The sequence below is a fragment of the Mesorhizobium sp. M6A.T.Cr.TU.017.01.1.1 genome (assembly GCF_004023115.1).
Classification (GTDB): Bacteria; Pseudomonadota; Alphaproteobacteria; order Rhizobiales; family Rhizobiaceae; genus Mesorhizobium; species Mesorhizobium mediterraneum.
In genome coordinates this window covers 1-24,013 of record NZ_RZTA01000010.1, presented here as the reverse complement: position 1 = coordinate 24,013, position 24,013 = coordinate 1, and the positions used below count along the sequence as shown (strand labels likewise).

Sequence of the window (24,013 nt, the reverse complement as noted above, 5' to 3'; positions counted from 1 at the left end):
AAATGCTGATCACTTGCCCCTATTGCGGCCCGCGCGATGTCATCGAGTTCACCTACCAGGGCGACGGCAACCGCGAGCGCCCTCAGCCCGCGTCGCAGAATCTCGACGCCTGGAACGCCTATGTTTACGATCGGTTGAATCCGGCGGGTGACCACAACGAGATCTGGCAGCATTCCGGCGGCTGCCGCGCCCATCTCAAGGTCGTGCGCAACACGCTGACACACGATATCTCCAGCGTCGCCTTCGCGCGCGGCGACCACAAAGCCGCTGCGCGCCACAAGGCGGAGGGCAAGGCATGAGCCCACGCCGCACGGATGCCGGTGGTCGGATCGACCGGCTGCGAACCATCCGGTTCACCTTCGATGGCGCGCCTTACACCGGCCATGCCGGCGACACGCTTGCCTCGGCGCTGCTGGCCAATGGCGTCACCTTGTTCGGGCGCTCGTTCAAATATCACCGCCCGCGCGGCGTGCTGACATCAGGCGTCGAGGAGCCGAACGCCCTGGTGACGGTGCTGCGGGGCGAGGTTCGCGAGCCCAATATTGCCGCGACCATGGTCGAGATCTATGACGGGCTGACCGTTGTCAGCCAGAACCGCTTTCCATCGCTGTCCTGGGATGTCAGCGCCGTCAATCAGCTCGGCGGCAAGCTTCTGTCCGCCGGCTTCTATTACAAGACCTTCATGGGACCCGCGATCGGCCCGCTGAAGAGCACGCGTTTCTGGATGTTCTGCGAGCATTTCATCCGCCGGGCCGCCGGTCTCGGCCGCGCCGGGACTGCTCCCGACACGGCGCGCTACGAGCGTATGAACGCTTTCTGCGATGTGCTGGTGGTCGGCTCAGGTCCGGCCGGGCTGATGGCCGCCAGGGCCGCCGCCGATCAGGGCGCGCGTGTCATCCTCAGCGAGCTCGAACCGCATTTCGGCGGCTCGGCCAACTGGTCCGGCGAGACGATCGACGGCATGCCCGGGGCGGACTGGGCAGCGCGAGCCGCCGGCCAGCTCGAAGGCTATGACAATGTCCGCCTGCTGCCGCGCACCACGGTCTGGGGCTACTACGACGGCAACACGCTCGCTGCGCTCGAACGGGTCACCGACCATAAGGAGAGGCCCGGGAAGGGCGAACCGCGCCATCGCTACTGGACCATTCGCGCCAAATCGGTGGTGCTGGCCACCGGCTCCTTCGAGCGGCCGCTGGTGTTTCCGGGCAACGACCGGCCGGGTGTGATGCTGGCGCATGCCGCCGAGCGCTACGCCAACGAGTACGGCGTGCTGCCGGGCAACAGGATCGCAATCTTCACCAACAATGACAGCGCCTATCGCTCCGCTCTTGCGCTGAAGAATGCCGGCGCGGCCATCGTCGCCGTCGTCGACGTGCGGCCGGAGCTTTCGAGCGAGATGCGCGAGCTCGCCGATGAAGCGGAAGCCAAGATTCTTGCCGGTCACGCCGTGGTCGCCACCGAAGGCGGCAAGGCGCTGTCCGGCATCAAGGTGCAGCGCTTCGACATGGTCAACGGCGCGCTTGCCGGCGATCCGCGCAGCATTCAAGCCGACTGCCTGCTGATGTCGGGAGGCTGGTCGCCGACCATCCATCTGGCCAGTCAGGCCGGCGCTAAGGCGGAATGGAATGCCGCCAGGCAAGCCTTCCTGCCACCGAAGCCAACCCAGCAATGGATTGGCGCCGGCGCTTTCACCGGCAGCTTCTCCACCGCCGAGGCCATCGCCGAAGGTCGCGCCGCCGGGCTTTCGGCGGCCGGCGGGACCGGCGCACCAACGGCCTTGCCGGTCGTCGAAGCAGCACCCGGCGATCCCGACCCGGCGCCTGTGTTCGAGATCAAGGCCGATGGAAAAAGCTTCGTCGATTTCCAGCACGACGTGACCGCGGAGGATGTGCGGCTGGCGCATCGCGAAGGCTTTGTCTCGGTCGAGCACCTGAAACGCTACACCACGCTCGGCATGGCGACCGACCAGGGCAAGAACTCCAACATACCCGGCCTCGCCATCATGGCCGAAGCGCTGGGCAAGCCGATCCCCGAAGTCGGCACGACACGCTTCCGCCCGCCCTTTTCCGCGGTGTCTATCGGCTCGCTCGCCGCAGAACGCTTCGGCGACCTGAGGCCAGAGCGGCTGACGCCGATGCATGACTGGCACGTCGCCAATGGCGCAACCATGTATTCGGCCGGCCTCTGGTATCGCCCGATGATTTATGGCCATCCCGGCGAGACGATCGAGCAGGCCTATGTGCGCGAAGCCAGGGCGACGCGCGAGAGCGCCGGCATCGTCGATGTCTCGACACTGGGCAAGATCACCGTGCAGGGTCCGGACGCAGCGGAATTCCTCGATCGGGTCTACACCAACATGTTCTCGACGCTGGCTGTCGGCAAGGCCCGCTACGGGCTGATGCTGCGCGAGGACGGCCTCGCTTTCGACGACGGCACGACGTGGCGGCTCGGCGATCAGGACTTCCTGATGACCACCACCACGGCCAATGCCGGCAAGGTGATGCAGCATCTGGAGTATTTCCTTGACGTTATCTGGCCGGAGCTGAAGGTCCACGTCACCTCGGTGACCGACGAATGGGCGGGTGCCGCCATCGGCGGACCAAAGGCGCGAGCCATTCTTGCCGCTTGCATCACTGGCACCGCCGTCGACAACGCCACGCTGCCTTTCATGGGCATCGTGCACGGCAAGATATCGGGCGTGCCGGTGATGATCTGCCGGCTGTCTTTCTCCGGCGAAATGGCCTTCGAAGTTTACTCCGGCGCCGGGTACGGCACCCATGTCTGGGAAGCGTTGATCGAAGCCGGCAAGCCGTTCGGACTGGTGACTTACGGGCTCGAGGCGCTGGGCACGATGCGCATCGAGAAAGGCCACGTCACCGGCGCCGAGATCGACGGCCGAACCACGGCGCGCGACCTGCATCTCGACTGGATGCTGTCCAAGAAAAAGCCCTTCATCGGCTCGGCGATGATGGATCGCGAGGGGCTGATCGCTCCCGGCCGGCTGGAACTCGTCGGTCTGATTTCGCTGGACAACCAGCCGCTCAACGGCGGCGCGCACATCGTCGAGGCGCTTGACGAAGCCAATCCGCACGATTCCATCGGCCACATCACCGCTTGCTGTTATTCGCCGGCGCTCGGCAAATACATCGCGCTCGCTTTGGTCAAGGACGGCAAGGCACGGCGCGGCACGCGCGCCCATATCTCCGATCCCCTGCGCAACCGGTTCGGCCCGGTCGAGATCGTCTCCAACCACTTCTTTGATCCGGACGGGAGCCGCATGCATGGTTGAGCGCCAATCACCGCTTGAGCTGGCACCGCTTGAGCCGGAACTGCGCACCGGCTCGCACGGCGATTTCGAACACGGCATCGATGTCATCCTCTCCGAAACCAGGCCGGGATCGATCCTGCAGCTCGCTGCCTGGCCGGGCCAGGAGAAGAAGTTGATATCAGGCATCCGCACCGTTACCGGCCTTGCTCTGCCCGATGGCGCCGGCGCCGGCAGCACCGACGGCGTGAGGTCGGTGTTCGGCTTCGCGCCGGGAAAATTCACAGTGGTCGACGAGGCCGAAGGCCTGGCATCAGCCTTTGCCAATGTCGTCACCCCGGCGATCGGCACGGTGACCGACCTGTCGCACGGCCGCACCGCGATCCGCATCGCCGGACCAAAGGCCGAATGGGTGCTGGCAAAACTCTTCGCCATCGACTTCGCGCTGCCGGCCTTCCCGGTCGGCGCCGGCCGCTCGACCATGCATCATGACGTCTTCGCGCAGATCCAGCGCACCGGCGCCGACCAGTTCGACATCTATGTGTTCCGCTCGTTTGCGCGCTCGTTCTGGAAGGCGCTCTGCCACGCCAGCGAGGAAGTCGGCTACGAGGTGCAGTAGACCGAGGCGGCGCGTCGTCACCTCACTTGGCGCCACCTCATTTGGCGCCACCTCATTTGGCGAATGTCACCCACTCTTCCAGCGGCGCACGGTCGGTGCGGAACTCGTTTTCGGGTTTGGACGTGTCCTCGTGGCCGAGCGCCATGCCGCAGACGACGATCTCCTCGTCGGGGATGTTGAGCACCGGCCTGATCTGCTTGTGATACGGTGCAAAGGCGGCCTGCGGGCAGGTGTGCAGGCCCCTGCCCCGTGCCGCCACCATGATGTTCTGCAGGAACATGCCGTAATCGATCCACGACCCCTTGTTCAGCCGCCGGTCGACGGTGAAGATCATGCCGACCGGCGCGTCGAAGAAGACGAAGTTGCGGTCGTGCTGCGCACGCATCCTGTCCACCTCGCGCCGACCGATGCCGAGCACGCCGTAGAGGCCGAAGCCGTTCGCCCGCCGCCGGGTGAGATACGGTTCGAAGAACTGGTCCGGGTAGTAGCGATACTCGTCCCACTCGGCCTTTTCGGCGCGGATACCGGAATTGAGGATGGCATCGGTGATCCGCTGCTTGACCTCGCCTTTGGTGACGTAGACCCGCCAAGGTTGCATGTTGGTGCCCGAAGGCGCACGAGCCGCTACAGCGAGAATGGCGCGGATCGTCTCGTCGTCGACCATATCGGGCAGGAAGGCGCGCACCGAACGGCGCGACGTGATCGCCTCGTCGACGATCGCCGCATCCTTGGCGATCCGGGTGTTGTTTTCCAGCATGGGCCGTCCTTAGCGCATGACCCCGGAAATCGGAATCGGTGTCCGGAAGGATCATGCGCAGTCTAGAAAATGACAGAGCGTCCTTTGCGCGTCCAATTGGACGCGCGGCGCGCTATCGTGGGTCTCGACCGGACGCCCTCACTCGCCGTTCGTGGCCGAGCCTTTGCCTGAACCGTCAAAATGGCGCAAGCAAATCTTGTAGCCTCATGAAAATCCCCTTGATTTTTTCACGAACTTGACCCCTCATGAAATTTGCCCCAAATTTTTCACCAAGGGGAATTTTTCAGTAAGAGAAATGGCTTGACCTCAACCGCCGTCAGATCGGAGCAGGAAAACCGCGAACGGCTGCTGGCCGGTGATATCAGGGCGCTGCGCAGGGCGCGCGGGCTGACGCTTGCCGAGATCGGCCTGAAGCTCGGCCGCTCCGTCGGCTGGGTCAGTCAGGTCGAGCGCGGTCTGTCGATACCATCGCTCAGTGATCTCAGGGCCTTCGCGGAATTGTTCGGCGTGCCGGTCAGCCTGTTCTTCAGCCATGACGTGCCCGTCGAGAACGAGCGCGGCGTGGTCGTGCGCGCCGGCAGCCGCCGCACGCTTGGCACAAGCGATTCCGGCCTGGTGGAGGAGCTTCTTTCGCCTGATCTCGGCGGTAGCTTCGAGATGCTGCGTTCGGTCTTCGCGCCGGGTGCGGAGCTGAAGACCGAGGCGCGCCGGCCGACGGAGGAAGCCGGATATGTCGCTTCCGGCAGCTTCGACATCGAGATATCAGGCGTCTGGCACCGGCTTGGTGAGGGCGACTCCTTTCGCTTCGACGGCAAGCCGTTCCGCTGGCGCAATCCTGGAGCGGAGCCGGCTGTCGTCATTTGGGTGGTTTCGCCACCTGTCTACTGAATATAGGTCTGGAGAAGAACATGGCCGGTTTGCCGACCACGGCACGTGTGGTGATCATCGGAGGCGGTGTCGTCGGCGCCTCCTCGCTCTACCATCTCGCCAAGGCGGGCTGGACCGACTGCGTGCTCCTGGAGAAGAACGAGCTCACTTCCGGCTCGACCTGGCATGCGGCCGGCAACGTGCCGACCTTCTCCTCGTCGTGGTCGCTGATGAACATGCAGCGCTATTCGACCGAGCTTTATCGCGGGCTGGCCGATGCGGTCGGCTATCCCATGAACTACCACGTCACCGGCTCGCTCAGGCTGGCCCATACGGCCGAGCGCATGCAGGAGTTCCAGCGCGCCAAGGGCATGGGCTGCTATCAGGGCATGGACATCGACGTGGTCGGGCTCGACGAGATCAAGCGCCGCTACCCGTTCATCGAAACGCATGAGCTGAAGGGCGCGCTCTACGATCCGAGCGACGGCGATATCGACCCGGCGCAGCTGACCCAGGCGCTGGCCAAGGGCGCCCGCGACATGGGTGCGAAGATCATCCGTTTCTGTCCGGTCACCGGCGTGCGTCGCGAGAAGGACGAGTGGGTGGTCGAGACTGCGCAAGGCGAGATCCGCTGCGAGATCGTCGTCAACGCCGCCGGCTACCGTGCGGCCGAAGTCGGCAGGATGTTCGGCCGCGACGTGCCGATGATGGTGATGAGCCATCAATATATCCTGTTCGAGGAAATCCCCGAACTGGCCGCATGGTCGAAGGAGCAAGGCAAGAAACTGCCGCTGCTGCGCGATGTCGACACCTCCTACTATCTGCGCCAGGAAAAGAACGGCATGAATCTCGGCCCCTACGAGCGCAATTGCCGTGCGCATTGGGTCGGCCACAATGATCCGATGCCCGATGATTTTTCGTTCCAGCTGTTCCCCGACGATCTCGACCGGCTGGAGGACTATCTGGCCGATGCCGTCGCCCGCGTGCCTGTCCTCGGCACCGCCGGCCTGTCAAAAGTCATCAACGGCCCGATCCCCTACGCGCCGGACGGCAACCCGCTGATCGGCCCGATGCCCGGCGTGCCCAACGCCTTCGAGGCCTGCGTCTTCACCTTCGGCATCGCTCAGGGCGGCGGCGCCGGCAAGGTGCTGGCCGAATGGGTGACGGAGGGTCAGACCGAATGGGACATGTGGTCCTGCGATCCGCGCCGCTTCACCAGCTTTGCCTCGGCCCCGGATTACTGCATCGCCAAGGGCATGGAGATCTACGGCAACGAATACGCCATCCAATTCCCGCGCCATGCCTGGCCGGCTGGACGCGACCGTAAACTGTCGCCGATCCACGATCGCATCAAGGCGCTCGGCGCCTGCTTTGACGCCTATAATGGCTGGGAGCGCGCCACTTGGTACGCGCAAGCCGGCGACGACGTCTCGGAAGCCGCGACGCTGACCTTCCGCCGCGACGGGCCTTGGCAGCATCGCGTCCGCGAAGAATGCCTCGCTGTGCGCGACGCCGCCGGCATTTTGGACCTGCCTGGTTTTTCCCGCTTCAACCTCGACGGTCCAGGCGCTGCCGAATGGCTGAGCCAGCAGGTCACCGGCATCGTGCCGAAACCCGGCCGCATCGGCCTTGTCTATTTTGCCGACGACAAGGGCCGCATCGTCACCGAAATGTCGGTGGTGCGCCACGACGAGAATCTGATGACGCTGATAACCGCCGCGGTGGCGCAGTGGCACGATTTCGAGTGGCTGAAATCACGCATGCCGAAGCATGCGACATTCAAGCTGATCGATCGCACAGAGGAATATTTCACGCAGATCCTCGCCGGACCCAACTCGCGAAAAATCCTCGCCGATATCTGCGCCGCCGACCTTGCTCTGCCCTGGCTGACGCATCAGGAAACGACAATCGCAGGCCGCTGGGCGAGGCTGGTGCGTGTGTCCTTCGCTGGCGAACTCGGCTGGGAAATCCACACCAAGATCGACGACACCGCCGCGATCTTCGATGCCGTCTGGGCGGCCGGGCAGAAGCATGGCCTGAAGCCGTTCGGCATGTACGCGCTGGATTCGCTGCGGCTCGAAAAAGGCTATCGCGCCTGGAAGGGAGACCTGTCGACCGACTACTCGATCCTGCAGGGCGGGCTGGAGCGCTTCGTCAAATGGGACAAGCCGGATTTTCGCGGCAAGGCGGCGTTGCAGAACGAGAAGCAGCAGGGCGTGAAGAAACGCTTCGTCACGCTGGTCGTCGAAAACCCCGGCGACTGCGATGCGCCCACCATGTCGACGCTGTGGCATGACGGCGAGATCGTCGGCGAGACAACATCCGGCGGCTGGGGTCATCGCATCGACAAATCGATCGCGCTCGGCATGCTGCGCGCCGACCTCACCGAGCCGGGAACCACGGTCGAGGTTGAAATCTTTGGCGAGCGCTTCACGGCGGTCGTACAGAACGACAAGCCGCTGTGGGATCCGAAGAACGAGAGGCTAAGAGCATAATGCCCAGACCATCATCGCGTATTTCCGGCATCGTGCCTTCCGGCAAGGATGGCTGGGAGGTTCATTCCGCTGCCTGGGCACGCAAGGAGGCCGGCGAGGACATCATCATGCTGTCGGTCGGCGACCATGATTTCGATGCGCCGGGCCAAACCATCGAAGCCTGCGTGACAGCGGTTCGCGCCAGCAACCACCACTACACCCCGCTTCCCGGCATTCCGCGCCTGCGCAAGGCGATGGCGGCAGCCTCGACCGCCTGCACCGGCGTCCCAACCAGCCCCGACCAGGTCATCGCCACGCAGGGTGGACAGGCGGCACTCTACGCTGCCGTGCAGGCCGTGCTCGACCAGGGCGACCACGCCATCGTGGTCGCGCCCTATTACGCCACCTATCCAAACACCTTCAGTGCGGCGGGCGCGGAATTCACTGTCGTCGAGACGCCGGCCGAGGATGGTTTCCAACCCCGCGCGGACATGATCCGCGCCGCCCTTCGCCCGAACACGCGGGCCATCCTCATCAACACACCGAACAATCCGACCGGCGCCGTCTATTCGCGGCAGCATCTTGAAGAGCTGGCGCAGATCTGCCGCGAGCATGACCTCTGGCTGCTGTCGGACGAGGTCTACTGGACGCTGGGTGGTGGCGAGCATATCTCGCCCCGCGCCCTGCCCGGCATGGCCGAGCGCACGCTCGTCATCAACTCGATGTCCAAGAGCCATGGCATGACCGGCTGGCGCATGGGCTGGCTGACCGGCCCCGAAACGATGATCTCGCTGCTGATCAACCTCAATCTGGTGACGACCTATGGTTTGCCGGCCTTCATCAGCCTCGCTTGCGCCGAGGCGCTGGAAAACGGCTACGGCGTCACGGAGATTGCCGAACGCTATGCTGCAAGGCGCAGCGTCGTCCTCGATGCCATGCGCGGCATGAACAACGTCACCGTGCGCGGTTCCGAAGGCGGCATGTATGTCATGCTCGACATATCGGCTCTCGAGCCCGACGACGAGAAGTTCGCCTGGGCTCTCCTCGACAAGGAAAAGGTCGGCGTGATGCCCGGCTCAAGCTTCGGCGAGGCGGCCGCCGGCCATATTCGCGTCAGCCTCTGCCAGCCCGAGGCGGTGCTTTTGGAAGCAGCCCTTCGCTTGCGCCGTTTTGCTTCCAGCTATCGCCGTGAGGCTGCATGAGCGCCCTGCCCGCCAAAACCATTCCTCCCAAAGCAAGGGCTGTCATTATCGGCGGCGGTGTCTCCGGCTGCTCGGTCGCCTACCATCTGGCCAAGCTCGGCTGGACCGATATCGTGCTGCTCGAACGAAAGCAGCTGACATCGGGCACGACATGGCACGCCGCCGGCCTGATCGGCCAGTTGCGCGGCTCGCAGAACATGACGCGGCTGGCGAAATATTCGGCCGACCTCTACGTCAAGCTGGAAGCCGAGACCGATGTCGGCACCGGCATGCGCCAGGTCGGCTCGATCACCGTGGCGCTGACCGAGGAGCGCAAGCACGAGATCTATAGGCAGGCGTCTCTCGCCCGCGCCTTCGACGTCGACGTGCGCGAGATTTCGCCTGGTGAAGTCAAGGAGATGTATCCGCATCTCAACATTTCCGACGTGGTCGGCGCCGTGCATCTGCCGCTCGACGGCCAGTGCGATCCCGCCAACATCGCCATGGCGCTGGCCAAGGGCGCGCGCCAGCGCGGTGCGACCATCGTCGAGAACGTGAAGGTCACCAAGGTCCACACTAGGGCCGGCCGCGTCACCGGCGTTTCCTGGGCGCAAGGCGACGAGCAAGGCATGATCGAGGCCGATGTCGTCGTCAACTGCGCCGGCATGTGGGCGCGCGAGCTCGGGCGCCAGAACGGCGTCACCATCCCGCTGCATGCCTGCGAGCATTTTTATCTCGTCACCGAGCCGATCCCCGGCCTCACCCGGCTGCCGGTGCTGCGCGTGCCGGACGAATGCGCCTACTACAAGGAAGATGCCGGCAAGATGATGCTCGGTGCCTTCGAGCCGGTGGCCAAGCCTTGGGGCATGGATGGCATCCGTGAGGATTTCTGCTTCGACCAGTTGCCCGAGGATTTCGAGCATTTCGAGCCGATCCTCGAAATGGGCGTCAACCGCATGCCGATGCTGGCCAGCGCCGGCATCCACACCTTCTTCAACGGTCCCGAGAGTTTTACGCCCGACGATCGCTACTATCTCGGCGAGGCGCCGGAGCTTTCCGGCTATTGGATGGCGACCGGCTATAATTCCATCGGCATCGTCTCCTCCGGCGGCGCCGGCATGGCCCTGGCGCAATGGATCAACGATGGCGAGGCACCCTTCGATCTGTGGGAGGTCGATATCCGCCGCGCCCAGCCGTTCCAGAAGAACCGCCGTTACCTCAGAGAGCGCGTCTCCGAGACGCTCGGCCTGCTCTACGCCGACCATTTCCCGTACCGCCAGATGGCGACTTCACGGAACGTGAGACGCTCTCCCCTACACGAACATCTGAAGGCGCGCGGCGCGGTGTTCGGCGAAGTCGCCGGCTGGGAACGCGCCAACTGGTTCGCCCGCGAAGGCCAGGAGCACGAATACCGCTATTCCTGGAAGCGGCAGAACTGGTTCGACAACCAGCGCGAGGAACATCTGGCGGTCCGAAACGGCGTCGGCCTGTTCGACATGACCTCGTTCGGCAAGATCCGTGTCGAGGGCCGCGACGCCTGTGCATTGCTGCAGAAGCTTTGCGCCAACGACATGGACGTGGCGCCGGGCAAGATCATCTACACCCAGATGCTCAACCAGCGCGGCGGCATCGAGAGCGACCTCACCGTCTCGCGGCTGTCGGAAACGGCGTACTTCCTCGTCGTGCCCGGCGCGACGCTGCAGCGCGACCTGGCCTGGCTGCGCAAGCACCTCACCGATGAATTCGTCGTCATCACCGATGTGACCGCTGCAGAAGCCGTTCTCTGCCTGATGGGGCCGGACTCGCGAAAATTGATTCAAAAGCTGAGCCCGAACGATTTCTCCAACGAAACCAATCCATTCGGCACGTTTCAGGAGATTGAAATCGGCATGGGACTGGCCCGTGCTCACCGCGTCACCTATGTCGGCGAGCTCGGCTGGGAGCTTTATGTCTCGACCGACCAGGCCGCCCATGTCTTCGAGGCAATAGCTGAGGCTGGCGCCGACGTCGGCCTAAAACTCTGCGGTCTGCACACCCTGGATTCCTGCCGCATCGAAAAGGCCTTCCGGCATTTCGGCCACGACATCACCGACGAAGACAATGTGCTGGAGGCGGGCCTCGGCTTCGCGGTGAAGGCCGGCAAAGGAGATTTTCTCGGCCGCGATGCCGTGCTGAGGAAGAAAGAGACCGGATTGAACCGGCGCCTGGTGCAGTTCCGCCTGAGAGACCCTGAGCCGCTGCTCTTCCACAATGAGGCGATCCTGCGCGACGGCAAGATTGTCGGCCCGGTCACCTCGGGAAATTACGGCCACCATCTCGGCGGCGCCGTTGGGCTCGGCTACGTGCCTTGCCAGGGCGAGAGCGAGGCGGATGTGCTGTCGTCGTCCTACGAGATCGAGATCGCCGGCGAGCGCTTCGCCGCCGAAGTGTCGCTGAAGCCGATGTACGATCCGAAAGCGGAACGAGTGCGGATGTAGCTCAGAAGCGCTCCAGCTTCTTTCTTCCTTTCTCCAGAAATGCCGCCCTCGTCTTTGGCGTCGACGCGTCCATCAGGTAGTGGGCCAGAAAGAACGTCTTGCAGCGGGTGGCGCAGAGCGCCCGCATGCCGCGCAGGATTGTCTTGCGTCCCGGCTGTCCGACGACGACGCTCCACCAGGTCGGCGCGCCGCAGGTCGTGATCACCCCGATCTTCGTCACATGCCTCATCAGCGACTGAATCCGTCCTTTGCCCGCTGGTAGCTTAAAGGCGACGTCGGTCGCCCAGACCCGGTCTAGCCACCCCTTCAGCATTGCCGGCAGCCCGTACCACCATGTCGGATAGATGAAGAGGATTGCCTGGGCCCAGTTTAGGTGGTCGATGTGCGGCTTGAGCGCCGGGTCCTGCGGGGCATGCTCATTGTAGGAGCGTCGCTCGCCGCAGCCCATGACCGGATTGAAATTCTCCGCATAGAGGTCGAGCAGCCGCACCTCCCAGCCCCTCGCCTTCAGCACCTCGATGGCACTATCCCGGATCGCGGCGCAAAAGCTTTCGGGCACAGGATGGCAGTAAACCACCAGGACCCGCATCAGAAGGCATCCATGCTGGCGGCGACCTTCGCCATGAATCTTTTCCGCGTTTCATCGGTCGACAGGTTCATCGAGTAATGCGCGAGATAGGAAACGGAGGCGCCTGGCTTGACCGTGGCGCGCAACACACGCTTGACCAGCTTTCGCGGCGGGTCGCTCATCAGCATTGCATGGAGCCGGCTGCCGCCATAGGTGGTGACCGCCGCCAGCTTGCGGATGTTGTGCAGCGACGGCTTCACCTTGCCGTCGACCAGCTTGAACGACACGCCAGGCAGGAAAACGCGGTCGAAGAACCCCTTCAGGATCGCCGGATAGCCGTAGTTCCACACCGGGAATGACAGCACCAGCGCCTCGGCCTTTTGCAGCCTCTCGATATAAGCGGCCGCCGGATCAGCGGCGCCGCGCTCGTCGTGATAGCTGACCCGTTCGGCGCGCGTCAGCCTGGGATCGAAATTCTCGGCATAGAGGTCGCAATCGTCGACGGCATGGCCAGCGGCCGTCAGCCGCTCGACGATCACCTTGTGCAAACCGGCATTGAAGCTGGCCTCGACCGGATGGGCGTAGAGCACGAGGATTTTCATTGAAGTGCTCGCAGGTTGGCGCGAGGCACCCCCCTCTGCCCTGCCGGGCATCTCCCCCTCAAGGGGGGAGATTGGCCGTCACCATCGGTTTTGCCAAACACCAACGCGGCAAGGGGATCGAGGCGTAGAAACTGCCAATCTCCCCCCTTGAGGGGGAGATGGCCGGCAGGCCAGAGGGGGGTACAGCGCCACACGCTCGTCATCGTTCAACCCGCCTTCTCCAACCCCTTGAACAGGAACGACTTGCCCGAGCGATAGTCGTAGTCCGGGTTTTCCCAGGCGATCATCTTGCCGGGATTGAGCAGCCCTTGCGGATCGGTCTCGCGCTTGAAGGCGAGCTGCACCTCGTCCGTCTGCTTCATGCCGCCCTCTTCCAGCGTGTAGCGGTGCGGATTGAAGACCCAGCAGCCATTGTCTTCATGGATGCGGATGATCTCGTCGAGCCGCTCCGCTGTCGTGAAGCGGACCAGCGGCAGTCCGGCCACGCCGATCGCGCCATCGAAGCGGATGAATTCGAGATGCGTCGGCACCTCGTCGCCGAAGCGATCGATCATCGCCTTGACGTAAGCGAGGTGATCCGGCGAGGGATAGCGGGTCTGCAGATAAGTAATCGTCGAGTCGACCCTGATGGCACGCAGCGTCGTGTGGTTCCAGGTCAGCTCATAGGCCGGCGGCAGGCCTTTGAGATCGGCCTCCTTGTCGGCGCGGAAGACGATCTCGCCCTTGCTGCGTGCGGTGAGGGCGACAAAGGCATCCATCGCATGCGACGCGATCATGCAGACGACGATGCTTTGCTCGCGCCGGAAGAATTTCTGGTGCCGCTTGAAATAGTCATAGGGGATCGGAGCGGCGATCGGCGTGATCAGTTTCGCCAGAATGCCATCCTGGATGGCAAGACCATTGCCGAAACCGGCTGCATCCATGAAATCGTCGAAGCCGACTATGACATCGATCCAGTCGTAGCTTGCGGTCAGCGGCATCTCGACCTCGGTGATGATGCCGTTGGTGCCGTAGGCATGCATGACCTTCAGCACCTCCTCGCCGGTAAGATCCATGATGCGAGGCTCCGCCTCCATCGTCACGGTCCTGAGCCTGATGACATTGCCGAGGTCGCGCAGCCCGCCCCAGCGGATCGAGCCAATGCCGCCTGAACCGCCGGCGACAAAGCCGCCTATACTCGCCGTGTTGTAGGTTGACGGCGACATCCGAAGCTCCTGTCCGGAATGCGCCCGCGTCGCTCTGTCGATGTCGGCAAGCACGGCACCCGGCCCGGTCACGACGCGGCCCGGCGCAATCGTCTTGATCGTATTCATCTCGGCAAGGTTGAGCACGACGCCGCCGGACAGCGGCATAGCCTGCCCATAATTGCCGGTGCCGCTGCCGCGCGGCGTCACCGGAATGCCATGCCGGTGACAGGCGGCGAGCACGCGGATCACCTCGTCTTCCGTCTTCGGCGTCACGATCAGGTCGCCGGTCACATGGTCGAGCTGCTGCTTCAGCACCGGGCTGTACCAGTAGAAATCGCGGCTCTTCTGCTGGACGATCGCCGGATGGTCGTCGATCTTCAGACCGTCGAGGTCGCGCTTCAGTGCCGAAATGTCCATCATTTCACCATCAGCTCGTCGAGTTCGGCATAGTCGGGCAAGTGGCGCTCGATGGCGCGGCCATCGCGCACCACGATGCGATCCGATTCGGGCCGCGACAGCAATTCCGTCCAGCTCCGCCCCCTAAAGACGACGAAGTCGGCCGCGCTGCCTGCGGCAAGCATGCCGAAACCATCGAGCCGCATCACCTTGGCCGGCGTCGAAGTCACCGCTTGCGGCCAATCGCCGACCGGGTGATCGAAATGCAGGATACGCGTCGCCATGCGGTAGACCTCCAGCATGTCGAGATCGCCATAGGCGTAGAACGGGTCCCGGGTGTTGTCGGAGGCGACGGCCACTGGAATGCCGCGCGCCTTCATCTCGTGCAGCAGCGTCACGCCGCGCCAGCGCGGCGTGGTGTTATCAGCCCGCCGGTCCTGCAGATAGAGATTGCACATCGGCAGCGACACCACGGCGAGCCGCGCCTTCGCCACCTTGTCCAGCGTGTCCAGCACATCGAGATCGGGCTGGCGTGCCAGCGAGCAGCAATGGCCGACAAGGATGTTTCCCTCAAAACCGTTCCATAGTGCCGCCTCGGCGATCTTCTTCAGCGAGATCGCCGAGGCGGCGTCGGTCTCGTCGGCATGGAAATCGAGGTCGAGGCCATGCTTGATCGCCTGCGCAAACACCTGGTCGAGAAGCTCTTCCAGGTCCGGCAGCATGTAGGTGACGACGCCGAGCACGCCCTTGGCCGCGGCGACGCGTTTGGCCAATCCTTCGAACCATTTCCCGTCGCGCACGCCTTCGATGCCGAGCAGACAGGCCGCCTGCAGCTCGATGCGGCCGCGCCATTGCTCCCGCATCGTCTCGAACACCGGCCAGGAGATCTCCTCCTGCGGCGCGACGCTGTCGAGATGGGTGCGCAGGCCTTTGGTGCCGTGCGCGTACGCTGAACGCAGCGAAAAATCCATGCGGCGGGCAACATCGTCCGCGCTCCAACGGGCAGCGCGGTCAGCGCCGGTGGCATTCAGCGCGCCCATGAACGTGCCGTCGGGATTGGGTTTTCGAGGCCAGATATGGCCCTTGTCGATATGGGTGTGGCAGTCGACAAAGCACGGCATGACGATGCGGCCGCCGAGGTCGATCGTGCCTGCCGGTGTATTGGACTGGCGATGCGCGACGACGCTGGAAATCCTGCCGTCGGCGACGGCGATATTGGCGAGCGCAAACCCGTCGGCGTCGAAGGCTGCGGCAAGGCCCGGCGTCAGTGACGCATGAAGTCGGACGTTCGCAAGATGATAAGAACCAGAGGCCGGTATCAAGCCTTACCCCCCTCTGTCCTGCCGGACATCTCCCCCTCAAGGGGGGAGATTGGCAGCTTCGACCGAGGCGCTTCCTTTGCCGCGTCCGAGATTGGCGAAAACAAAACATGCAGCCGATCTCCCCCCTTGAGGGGGAGATGTCCGGCAGGACAGAGGGGGGTGTTTCGCGCAGACATTTCACCCACCTTACCGCTCCTGCTTCAGCGCGCTTTCATGCCAGCGCCGCAAAATGAGATGCGAGATCAGCGACAGCACCAGGAAGATCAGAATGCCGGTGAACGAGATCAGGATCAGCGCCGCGAACAGCCGCGGTGCGTTGAGCCGGTAGCCGGCCTCGATGATGCGCGAGGCAAGCCCCGACGACTGGCCGGTGGCCCCGGCGACGAACTCCGCCACCACCGCGCCGATCAGCGACAGGCCGCCGGCGATCTTCAGCCCACCGAGAAAATAGGGCATCGCCGCCGGCAGCCTGAGATAACGCAATTGCTGCCAGCGGGTCGCGCCGTTGAGCTTGAACATGTCGCGCAGATTGCGGTCGACGGAATTGAGGCCGAGTGTGGTGTTGGACAGGATCGGGAAGAAGGCGACGATCCAGGCACACAGCAGAAGCTTCGTCGTCTGGTTGTCGACATAGATGTTGATCAGCGGGAAGATCGCGACGATCGGCGTCACCTGCAGGACGATGGCAAACGGGAAGAACGACATCTCCACCCATTTCGATTGCGCGAACAGCACCGCCAGCCCGACACCGCCGATGACGGCCAGAAGCAGGCTGAGGAAGGTGATCTTGAGCGTCACCAGCAGCGAGGAGAACAGCAGCCCGGCATCGTCGAACAGCGTTTGCAGCACCACACCGGGGCGCGGCAGGATATATTTCGGAATGTCGTTCCAGACGCAGATTCGATCCCACAGCCAGATCGCCAGGATCATGATCGCCAGCGGCAGCACCCATCGGCCGATCTGCTCGAGCCGCTCCTGGCGCACGCGACGCGCCTCCTCGGGGTCGAGCGTCAGTGCGTGTTCTTCAATGGCCGTCATGATGGGGTCCGGCGGTTGAGTTGATGGCGCCGATCAGCACATCGGATGCCTGGCGGCAGAGCGCGGCATAGTCGGGCGAGGTACGGAAGGTCTCGTTGCGCGGATAGGGCGCATCGATGGCGAGTTCTTTGAACACCCGGCCCGGTCGCGCCGCCATGACCACGACGCGGTTGGAGAGGAAAACGCTTTCAAAGACGCTATGGGTAACGAAGACGACGGTGAAACGCTCGTCCTGCCATAGCTCCAGAAGATCGTTGTTGAGCTTGAAGCGGGTGATCTCGTCCAGTGCTGCGAACGGCTCGTCCATCAGCAGAACGCGCGGCTTGGTCACCATGGCGCGGGCGATCGAGACGCGCATCTTCATGCCGCCGGAAAGCTCGCGCGGCACCGCGTTCTCGAACCCGGTCAGGTGAACCCGCGCCAGCATCTCCATCACGACAGGCGCAGCCTTGGCCCGCGACACGCCCTTCAGCCGCAGCGGCAGCCAGATATTGTCGAAGACATCGGCCCAGGGTAGCAGCGTCGGCTCCTGGAAGACGAAGCCGATGTCAGAGCGATCGACAGAGCTGCTGCCGCGCCAGTCGAGCAGGCCGGAGGTCGGCGTCGACAGGCCGGCAATCAGCCGCAGCGCCGTCGACTTGCCGCAGCCGGAGGGCCCGAGAAGGCTGAGGAAATCGCCTTCCCGGATCGTCAGGTCGACGGCGCTGAGCGCTGTCACACCGTTGGAAAAGACCTTGCCGACGCCGCGCAGCGCCAACAGCATCGGACCCGTGCCCGATGCGCTCGCCGGCGCTTGCGCCACTTTCTCCTGCATCATGCCCGGGTGCTATTTCTTCAGGTCGATCCCGACGCCCTTGTTGACGAAAGCCAGCGTGTAGGACTTCTTGATGTCTATATCGGCCGGCACGACCTTGGCCTTGACCATCTTGTCGTAGAAGCTCTGGATGCGCGCGTCGGTCATCGCGCCGATGCCGAGTTTTTCCGTGTCGCCGGAATCGACGATGCCGAATTTCTTCATCTGCTCGATCGAAAACGCGATCTGTTCGTCGCTGATGTCGGGGTTATCCTTCTTGATCGCCGCGTTGGCGGCAGCGTTGTCGCCGTAGAGATAGTTGTACCAGCCCTTGGCCGAGCCATCGACGAAGCACTGAACCACCTCCGGCCGCTTGTCGATCGTGGCCTGCATGGTCTCGATCGTCGTCGCATAGGTGTCGAAGCCGTAGTCGGCGAGCAGGAACAAATTGGGCTGGAAGCCGCCTTCCTTGGCGACGGCATGGGGCTCCGACGTCACGTAGCCTTGCTGGATCGATTTTGGATTGGCGATGAAAGGTGCGGGGTTGAAGGTGTAGGGCACGCGCTTGGCCGGATCGAAGCCGAATTCCGTTACCATCCATTGGAAGAAGCTCTGTGCACCTTCGTCAGCGATGATGTACTGGTCCGCGTTCTTCAGATCCTCCCATTTGTCGAGCCCTTGACCCGGATGGGCCATGATCACCTGCGGTTCTTTCTGGAAGGAGGCAGCGACCACGCGCAGCGGAATCTCCTGCTGCACGGCGTCGAAAGCCTGCAGCATGTTGCCGCCCATGTAGAAGTCGATCTTGCCGGCGAGCAACAGCGGCCGACCGCTGACCTGCGGGCCACCTTGCATGATCGTTACGTCGAGCCCGCAAGCGGCATAGGTGCCATCAGCGGCCGCCTGATAGTAGCCGCCGTGCTCGGCCTGGGCGAGCCAGTTGGTGCCGAAGGTGACCTTCTCATTTGCTGCCGCGCTCAGCGTGCTCGCGGCAACCAGCACGATCGCACCAGCCGAAATCTTAAGGTTTCCGTCCATCCACACCACCCTTTGTTGGCTCGGGCGCGTCACGCGCCGGGCTCGACACCATCGATTCAAGAAGCAAGACACATGCCATCGCCGGGACCGCCCGCTTGCGCCACGGTGGTGCGCGAAGGCCGGACTGGTCATGCTGTACCGGAGGCATCGTGCCTATTTTTTGAACGCCTGTCCACAATCGCCCTGATAGCATGCACTGCATCTTGAAGGGGCCACCAATCCCGCTTTAGGCTGGCGGAGACTGGAGATCGTCATGTTCAAATTCCTCACGCCGAAATCGATCAAGCCGCCCTTCGCCCGCTATAGTCATGGCGTCGAGGTGCCTCCGGGCAAGAGGCTGGTGTTGTGCTCGGGACAGGTCGCCATCACGGTGGATGATCAAATCCCGGAGGATGCTGGCGCCCAGGCCGAACTCTGTTTCCAAAACATAGCGGCGATCCTCGGCGAGGCTGGGCTCGGAATTCAAGACATCGTCCGCATCAACGCCTATGTTACCGACCGCGCTTTCCTCAGGCCCTATATGGACGTCCGCGACCGCCTGTTCACCAGCCCGGCGCCCGCCTCGACGCTGATGATCGTGTCCGGTTTCGCCCGGCCGGAATTCAAGGTCGAGATCGAGGTCATCGCGGCAGGGTGATCGACAGGCGATCCTTCCCGCGCTAGGTCTGCATCGAAGAGGCCGGCCTATCGAAAAGGCCAGTCTGTCGAAAAAGGCATAACATGACCGTTGCGAAAAGACGCGTGTGGTGGGGCGACTATCGGACCACCGAATACGCCACCATCGACCCGGAGGCGACGATCGCCGTTCTGCCGGTGGCAGCGATCGAACAGCACGGGCCGCATCTGCCGGTTTCGACCGACACCTCGATCATGATCGGCATGCTCGACACGATGATCGCCCGCCTGCCGGGTGATCTCGACATCCGCATCCTACCCGTCCAGGCGGTGGGCAAGTCGAACGAGCACCTGCATGCGCCGGGGACCCTCACTCTGCCGGCGGCGACCTTGATCGAGGCCTGGACCGAGCTTGGCCTGTCGATAGCGCGCGCCGGCATCAGGAAACTGATCGTCGTGAACTCGCATGGCGGCAACGAGGAGATCATGGGCATCATCACGCGCGAATTGCGCGTGCGTGCAAAGATGCTGGCGGTGAAGACGAGTTGGCAGCGCTTTGGCCGGCCGGCCGGCATGTATACCGCGCTTGAGGACCGCCAGGGCATTCATGGCGGCGATGTCGAGACCTCGCTGATGCTGCATTTCCGGCCGGATCTGGTCGACATGGCAAAGGCCGACAATTTCGTGTCCAACGTCGCCCGCGCCGAAAAGGAATTTTCGCTGCTGCGCCACACCGGAACGCACGCCTTCGCCTGGATCGCTACCGATCTCAACCCGAACGGCGTGGTCGGCGATGCCAGCATTGCAACGGCCGAAAAGGGCAGGCTTACCGCCATCCATCAGGCCGACGGATTCATCAGCCTGCTGAAGGATTTGCGCAAGGCCAAGCTGGTCGATTGGCTGGCCTAGGGGTGTTTCTCAGGTCAAGGTGAGCCAAAATGCGGATTTCTGCACACGCCGCGCTTGAGGTTCAAGGCAGACAGCCACTTTTGATGGCGCTAGTTTCCAGACCGTGCGTAAAGCAAAGTATCGCCGGTTGCTTCTAGTCTCACATCCATGGGTGCGCGATGGTTGTCGTCACAAAGGCACTGACCCTTGCTGACTTCCATGAAGCCGGCGCACTCATCGCGGAGATGGGCCAATGGGACGTTGCACAATGCGGCGTGCACGGACTTCCGTCCGAAGATGTGATTTCCGCCTACTATTCTGACGATGCCGCGAGCTTGTTGGAGAAATGCACCTCGCCCAGCACAGGCATGTACCTCGCTCGGGCTGGCTCTGTCGCCTTAGGTTGCGTCGGCTACGTCAGTCATGGAGATGTTGCCGAGATCATTAAGCTCTTCGTGCGTCCGGAAGAACGAGGAAAAGGCGTAGGCGCCCGCCTACTTGCGACGGCGCTCGATGCTATCGAGCAGTCCAGGTGCCAAAAGGTGAACCTAGTGACAGTTTCATTCATGACGAATGCAATCACCCTTTACCGCCAGTTCGGCTTTCAAGAGTGCGAACCGTTCGAACCGGCACCGAAGGGCTTGGAGGAAGCTACGCGGTACATGGAAAGGGTGATCAAATAGCTTGGATGAAAACAGGCGCAGCCCATCCAGATCGGGATGGATCAGGTTCTGACCAGAATCAGCCGTCGATCTTCAGCGCGAACGGCGTGCCTTCGAAGGCGTCCGCGCCGCGCCCAATCGCCTCGATGGCGCGGCTCATGCGGCCGTTGCGATCAAGCAGCGCGTCGGCAACTGCGATCAGTCGCGGATTGGGCGTCGCCGTCGGCGATAGCGCCCGCAGCGTCTCAGCCAACTCGACCTCGTCGCGCTTCGGCGCCAATGCCGCCGCGATGATGTAGGCCGAGGCCGTCGAACGGCTGATGCCGGCATAGCAATGCACGACCAGCGGCCTTGCACGATCCCATTGCCGCGCGAAATCGAGCAGGCCGCGGACATGCGCCTCGCCCGGCATGGTCATGCCGTCCTGCGCCACGGCGATGTCGTGCATGACCAGATGCAGATGGTTTTCCCTGGTGATCGAGGCCGGGCGCGTCACCTCGGTACCGGCAGCCAGCAGGGAAAGCAGCCGCTCGGCGCCGGTTTTCGCGACCGTTTCCTCGACCTTCGACAGCGAACAGACATGGATCATTGCTTGGATCTCCTAATGCATGTCGCGCAAAAGTGCGCAGCGGTTTTGCGACAACGACATGCATAAAAACAAGAACTTAAAGCGCGTCGCATGAATCCGTTCAAATGCGACGCGCTTTAGGCGTTATCGTCGCGCTGTTGCGCCCAGTCGGCAAGAGCCGATTCGAGCCGCTGCCATTCTTCCTCCGGACCCGGCAGCCCGGCGCGCAGCACATGCGGCCGGCCGGAGAAATGACGAAGCAGGATGCCACGCTCGCCAAGTGCCGAAAACAGGCCGGCGGCGTCCGTCAGCCTGACATAGCGGAACAGCGTGGTGCCGCCGGCGACAGGCACGCCGAAGCGGCCGAACAGCGCATCGAGCCGCGCCGCATCCTCGGCCAAACGGCGTCGCATCTCGGCCTGCCAACCGGTGTCGGCAAGTGCGCGGATCCCATATTCGAGCGCCGGTCCGGCGACCGCCCATGGCCCGAACTGCGCCTCCAGCCGCTCGACCGTCAGCGTGTCGGCCAGTGCAAAGCCAAGCCGCAGCCCGGCGAGGCCAAAGAACTTGCCGAAGGATCGCAATACGACGATGCCGCCTTGCTCGACATCGCCGGTCAGGCTTTCGCCCAGCGGACCGACATCCATGAACGCCTCGTCGACGACCAGCAACCCGCCTCTGGCGCGCAATTTTCCCGCAAGCGCAAGCAGCTTCTTGCGTTCGATGATGCGCCCGTCTGGATTGTTGGGGTTAACGACGATGGCAAGGTCGGCTCCTGCCAGGGCTTCGAAATCATCGACCTCCATCACAGCATGGCCGGCGATCGCCGCTGCCCGCTGATGTTCGGCGTAGGTCGGCCCGAGCACCAGCGCCTTACCGGGGCTCGCCAGCGAGGCGACGCGCGGCAACAGGATCTGGGTGCCAGGCGCCGACATCACATGCGCTGCCGATGGCGAGCCATAGGCGCTTGCCGCGACGTCGGCCAACTCGCGGGCGCGCGCGGCTTCCGGCAATCTCGACAGGGCGGTGGCGGGCAACTCGAAAAACGGATAGGAGTGCGGATTGATACCGGTCGAGAGGTCGACGAAGGGTTGTGGCGCGTGCGGGAAAAGCGCCCTCGCCCGGCCAAGGCTTCCGCCGTGATCCACCACTGTCGCCGCTCCATCAAGAGACTTCATGTCGATCCTGATCGCTTTCCTGTCACTGGTTGTTGAATTCGCTGTCGGCTACCCGGCCTGGCTGTTCGGCGCCATCGGCCATCCCGTCACCTGGTTCGGCAGGCTGATATCCTTTCTCGACCGCAGGCTCAACCGCGATACTGATTCCGACGCCCTGCGTCGCCGGCGCGGTGTTCATGCGCTGCTGATCATCGTGCTGGTGCCGGCCGCCATCGCTTTCGCAGTTGAAACCATGCTTTCGGGCATTCCAGCCGGATTGATCCTCACGGCGATTCTGGCGACGTCGCTGCTGTCGCAGAAGAGCCTGGCCGAGCATGTCGAGGCGGTGGCCGACGGGTTGGACAATGGCGGACTCGATATCGGCCGTGTTGCCGTCTCGCGGATCGTCGGCCGCGATCCGGAAAAGCTCGACAGATCAGGTGTCTGCCGCGCGGCGATCGAAAGCCTGGCCGAGAATTTTTCCGACGGCGTCGTCGCGCCCGTCTTCTGGATCGGCGTCGGCGGCTTGGCCGGCGGCGTCGCCTACAAGGCCGCCAACACCGCCGATTCGATGATCGGCCACCGCACGCCGCGCCACGAGGCCTTCGGCCGGGCGGCGGCGCGCTTCGACGATCTGATCAACCTGCCGACGTCACGGCTGACCGCGCTGCTCATCGTGGCTGCCTCTTTCTTCGTCAAAGGCGCCGATGCCGGCAACGCCTGGCGCACCGTGCAGCGCGACGCGAAAAAGCACCGCTCGCCCAATGCCGGCTGGCCTGAGGCAGCGATGGCCGGCGCGCTTGGCCTGGCGCTCGCCGGCCCGCGTTCCTATGACGGCGTCATGGTCGACGATGCATTCATGGGCGAAGGCGGCCGCCGCGATGCGGAAAGCATCGACATCAGGCGGGCGCTGAAACTCTACCGGACGGCCGACCTTCTGCTGATCGCGCTGTTCGGCCTGCTGTCGGCGATCGTCATCGCTGCGTGACGTTTAATTCGGTCGAGATCGGCTAAAAAAAAAAACCCGCCTCAAAGGCGGGTCGCTGGCGCAAATCTGCACCATGAATAAATTCCTAGCATAACTGCCGTCACAAAGCAATTGATTTCGGGCCACGACGTGGCCAATCGCTTCAGGTTTGCGCTGCCCTCACTCTTACCATTCCGGGGCGAGCCGCTTCGTGCGGCTTTCCCTTCTCCCCTTGTGGGAGAAGGTGGCCGCGAAGCGGCCGGATGAGGGGTGTTCCAGCTTGGCACCAACAGCGCTCCGGCCAGCACCCCTCAACCGTCTTGGCGCTGCGCGCCAATCCACCTTCTCCCACAGGGAGGGCTTTGCACGGGGAGCGAAGTGGAGTTCGGTGGTCAGTGGGGGCCTTTTTGAAGGCCGGCAGAGCGGTTTTCCGCGGCCCTTGCGGGGCCTTTGTCGGTTTAGGCAGCCATCCTGCCGGATTGTGGACGCACTCCTCCCTCATGTCCGCCTCTCATCGGGTGGATAGAGGACGCCAATCATGGTGCGCAGATTGTAAGCGCAGGCGGCCAGTA

21 protein-coding genes are annotated in these 24,013 nt (G+C 63.4%); 11 read left to right on the top strand and 10 right to left on the bottom strand.

Annotation, left to right across the window (positions count from 1 at the left end; translation table 11 throughout):
- Positions 1–2 precede the first annotated feature (2 nt).
- From EOB36_RS05085 to EOB36_RS05075, 3 genes are read left to right on the top strand one after another with little or no spacing between them, the layout of a single operon-like run.
- Complete coding sequence (locus EOB36_RS05085; protein WP_095486724.1) at positions 3–299, top strand: sarcosine oxidase subunit delta; 297 nt, start codon at positions 3–5, stop codon at positions 297–299.
- Positions 296–3,289, top strand: coding sequence for a sarcosine oxidase subunit alpha (locus EOB36_RS05080; protein ID WP_128284432.1), 2,994 nt, complete (start codon positions 296–298; stop codon positions 3,287–3,289). The genes EOB36_RS05085 and EOB36_RS05080 overlap by 4 nt, the downstream gene beginning before the upstream one ends.
- Complete coding sequence (locus EOB36_RS05075; RefSeq protein ID WP_126106093.1) at positions 3,282–3,884, top strand: sarcosine oxidase subunit gamma; 603 nt, start codon at positions 3,282–3,284, stop codon at positions 3,882–3,884. The genes EOB36_RS05080 and EOB36_RS05075 overlap by 8 nt, the downstream gene beginning before the upstream one ends.
- A 52-nt stretch (positions 3,885–3,936) precedes the next feature.
- Here EOB36_RS05075 and EOB36_RS05070 read toward each other — a convergent pair whose 3' ends face one another.
- Positions 3,937–4,641, bottom strand: coding sequence for a nitroreductase (locus EOB36_RS05070; protein ID WP_128242668.1), 705 nt, complete (start codon positions 4,639–4,641; stop codon positions 3,937–3,939).
- A gap of 300 nt (positions 4,642–4,941) precedes the next feature.
- Between EOB36_RS05070 and EOB36_RS05065 the strand changes: the two genes are divergently transcribed.
- The 4 genes from EOB36_RS05065 to EOB36_RS05050 are packed head-to-tail and all read left to right on the top strand — an operon-like array spanning position 4,942 to position 11,640.
- Positions 4,942–5,529, top strand: coding sequence for an XRE family transcriptional regulator (locus EOB36_RS05065; protein WP_126106092.1), 588 nt, complete (start codon positions 4,942–4,944; stop codon positions 5,527–5,529).
- Between the two features lie 20 nt (positions 5,530–5,549).
- Positions 5,550–8,003 carry an FAD-dependent oxidoreductase gene (locus tag EOB36_RS05060; protein WP_128284431.1) on the top strand — a complete coding sequence of 818 codons (2,454 nt, stop codon included), beginning with the start codon at positions 5,550–5,552 and terminating at the stop codon, positions 8,001–8,003.
- Complete coding sequence (locus tag EOB36_RS05055; protein ID WP_095486730.1) at positions 8,003–9,184, top strand: pyridoxal phosphate-dependent aminotransferase; 1,182 nt, start codon at positions 8,003–8,005, stop codon at positions 9,182–9,184. Before EOB36_RS05060 ends, EOB36_RS05055 begins: the two co-directional genes overlap by 1 nt.
- A complete protein-coding gene (locus EOB36_RS05050; protein ID WP_164547178.1) occupies positions 9,181–11,640 on the top strand; it encodes an FAD-dependent oxidoreductase in 2,460 nt (819 codons plus the stop codon). Before EOB36_RS05055 ends, EOB36_RS05050 begins: the two co-directional genes overlap by 4 nt.
- A gap of 1 nt (position 11,641) precedes the next feature.
- Here EOB36_RS05050 and EOB36_RS05045 read toward each other — a convergent pair whose 3' ends face one another.
- From EOB36_RS05045 to EOB36_RS05010, 7 genes are all read right to left on the bottom strand, one after another.
- Positions 11,642–12,229, bottom strand: coding sequence for an NAD(P)H-dependent oxidoreductase (locus tag EOB36_RS05045; RefSeq protein WP_126106090.1), 588 nt, complete (start codon positions 12,227–12,229; stop codon positions 11,642–11,644).
- The gene (locus tag EOB36_RS05040; protein ID WP_095486732.1) at positions 12,229–12,810 is read right to left on the bottom strand and encodes an NAD(P)H-dependent oxidoreductase; all 582 of its coding nucleotides are present in this window, start codon (positions 12,808–12,810) and stop codon (positions 12,229–12,231) included. Before EOB36_RS05040 ends, EOB36_RS05045 begins: the two co-directional genes overlap by 1 nt.
- 206 nt (positions 12,811–13,016) lie before the next feature.
- Entirely contained in the window at positions 13,017–14,414 is a 1,398-nt protein-coding gene (locus EOB36_RS05035) for an FAD-binding oxidoreductase (protein ID WP_095486733.1), read from the bottom strand.
- A complete protein-coding gene (locus EOB36_RS05030) occupies positions 14,414–15,715 on the bottom strand; it encodes a cytosine deaminase (protein WP_127205775.1) in 1,302 nt (433 codons plus the stop codon). Before EOB36_RS05030 ends, EOB36_RS05035 begins: the two co-directional genes overlap by 1 nt.
- Positions 15,716–15,901: 186 nt before the next feature.
- A complete protein-coding gene (locus tag EOB36_RS05020) occupies positions 15,902–16,753 on the bottom strand; it encodes an ABC transporter permease (RefSeq protein ID WP_126106088.1) in 852 nt (283 codons plus the stop codon).
- Positions 16,740–17,570, bottom strand: coding sequence for an ABC transporter ATP-binding protein (locus EOB36_RS05015; RefSeq protein ID WP_126106087.1), 831 nt, complete (start codon positions 17,568–17,570; stop codon positions 16,740–16,742). Before EOB36_RS05015 ends, EOB36_RS05020 begins: the two co-directional genes overlap by 14 nt.
- A 9-nt stretch (positions 17,571–17,579) precedes the next feature.
- A complete protein-coding gene (locus EOB36_RS05010) occupies positions 17,580–18,584 on the bottom strand; it encodes an ABC transporter substrate-binding protein (RefSeq protein WP_126106086.1) in 1,005 nt (334 codons plus the stop codon).
- 253 nt (positions 18,585–18,837) lie between these two features.
- Between EOB36_RS05010 and EOB36_RS05005 the strand changes: the two genes are divergently transcribed.
- The 3 genes from EOB36_RS05005 to EOB36_RS04995 all read left to right on the top strand — a co-directional run bounded on the left by EOB36_RS05005 (position 18,838) and on the right by EOB36_RS04995 (position 20,770).
- Complete coding sequence (locus EOB36_RS05005) at positions 18,838–19,221, top strand: RidA family protein (RefSeq protein WP_127205777.1); 384 nt, start codon at positions 18,838–18,840, stop codon at positions 19,219–19,221.
- 83 nt (positions 19,222–19,304) lie between these two features.
- Positions 19,305–20,108, top strand: a complete 804-nt coding sequence (locus tag EOB36_RS05000; RefSeq protein ID WP_095486739.1) for a creatininase family protein — start codon at positions 19,305–19,307, stop codon at positions 20,106–20,108.
- Positions 20,109–20,266: 158 nt separating this feature from the next.
- Complete coding sequence (locus EOB36_RS04995) at positions 20,267–20,770, top strand: GNAT family N-acetyltransferase (protein ID WP_095486740.1); 504 nt, start codon at positions 20,267–20,269, stop codon at positions 20,768–20,770.
- Positions 20,771–20,828: 58 nt separating this feature from the next.
- On the opposite strand, the gene EOB36_RS04990 is transcribed toward EOB36_RS04995, so the two are convergent.
- Entirely contained in the window at positions 20,829–21,338 is a 510-nt protein-coding gene (locus EOB36_RS04990) for a tyrosine phosphatase family protein (RefSeq protein WP_095486741.1), read from the bottom strand.
- A 116-nt stretch (positions 21,339–21,454) separates the two neighbouring features.
- Positions 21,455–22,495, bottom strand: coding sequence for a threonine-phosphate decarboxylase CobD (cobD, locus tag EOB36_RS04985; protein WP_095486742.1), 1,041 nt, complete (start codon positions 22,493–22,495; stop codon positions 21,455–21,457).
- Here cobD and cbiB point away from each other — a divergent pair.
- Positions 22,494–23,462 (top strand): adenosylcobinamide-phosphate synthase CbiB, encoded by a 969-nt coding sequence (gene cbiB / locus EOB36_RS04980; protein WP_128284430.1) that lies wholly within the window; start codon positions 22,494–22,496, stop codon positions 23,460–23,462. The genes cobD and cbiB overlap by 2 nt on opposite strands.
- Positions 23,463–24,013 lie beyond the last annotated feature (551 nt).

Coding starts and splice junctions, on each gene's coding strand:
- EOB36_RS05085 (WP_095486724.1), top strand. CDS start 3: ATGCTGATCACTTGCCCCTATTGCGGCCCGCGCGATGTCATCGAGTTC.
- EOB36_RS05080 (WP_128284432.1), top strand. CDS start 296: ATGAGCCCACGCCGCACGGATGCCGGTGGTCGGATCGACCGGCTGCGA.
- EOB36_RS05075 (WP_126106093.1), top strand. CDS start 3,282: ATGGTTGAGCGCCAATCACCGCTTGAGCTGGCACCGCTTGAGCCGGAA.
- EOB36_RS05070 (WP_128242668.1), bottom strand. CDS start 4,641: ATGCTGGAAAACAACACCCGGATCGCCAAGGATGCGGCGATCGTCGAC.
- EOB36_RS05060 (WP_128284431.1), top strand. CDS start 5,550: ATGGCCGGTTTGCCGACCACGGCACGTGTGGTGATCATCGGAGGCGGT.
- EOB36_RS05055 (WP_095486730.1), top strand. CDS start 8,003: ATGCCCAGACCATCATCGCGTATTTCCGGCATCGTGCCTTCCGGCAAG.
- EOB36_RS05050 (WP_164547178.1), top strand. CDS start 9,181: ATGAGCGCCCTGCCCGCCAAAACCATTCCTCCCAAAGCAAGGGCTGTC.
- EOB36_RS05045 (WP_126106090.1), bottom strand. CDS start 12,229: ATGCGGGTCCTGGTGGTTTACTGCCATCCTGTGCCCGAAAGCTTTTGC.
- EOB36_RS05040 (WP_095486732.1), bottom strand. CDS start 12,810: ATGAAAATCCTCGTGCTCTACGCCCATCCGGTCGAGGCCAGCTTCAAT.
- EOB36_RS05035 (WP_095486733.1), bottom strand. CDS start 14,414: ATGGACATTTCGGCACTGAAGCGCGACCTCGACGGTCTGAAGATCGAC.
- EOB36_RS05020 (WP_126106088.1), bottom strand. CDS start 16,753: ATGACGGCCATTGAAGAACACGCACTGACGCTCGACCCCGAGGAGGCG.
- EOB36_RS05015 (WP_126106087.1), bottom strand. CDS start 17,570: ATGATGCAGGAGAAAGTGGCGCAAGCGCCGGCGAGCGCATCGGGCACG.
- EOB36_RS05010 (WP_126106086.1), bottom strand. CDS start 18,584: ATGGACGGAAACCTTAAGATTTCGGCTGGTGCGATCGTGCTGGTTGCC.
- EOB36_RS05005 (WP_127205777.1), top strand. CDS start 18,838: ATGTTCAAATTCCTCACGCCGAAATCGATCAAGCCGCCCTTCGCCCGC.
- EOB36_RS05000 (WP_095486739.1), top strand. CDS start 19,305: ATGACCGTTGCGAAAAGACGCGTGTGGTGGGGCGACTATCGGACCACC.
- EOB36_RS04995 (WP_095486740.1), top strand. CDS start 20,267: ATGGTTGTCGTCACAAAGGCACTGACCCTTGCTGACTTCCATGAAGCC.
- EOB36_RS04990 (WP_095486741.1), bottom strand. CDS start 21,338: ATGATCCATGTCTGTTCGCTGTCGAAGGTCGAGGAAACGGTCGCGAAA.
- cbiB (WP_128284430.1), top strand. CDS start 22,494: ATGTCGATCCTGATCGCTTTCCTGTCACTGGTTGTTGAATTCGCTGTC.
- cobD (WP_095486742.1), bottom strand. CDS start 22,495: ATGAAGTCTCTTGATGGAGCGGCGACAGTGGTGGATCACGGCGGAAGC.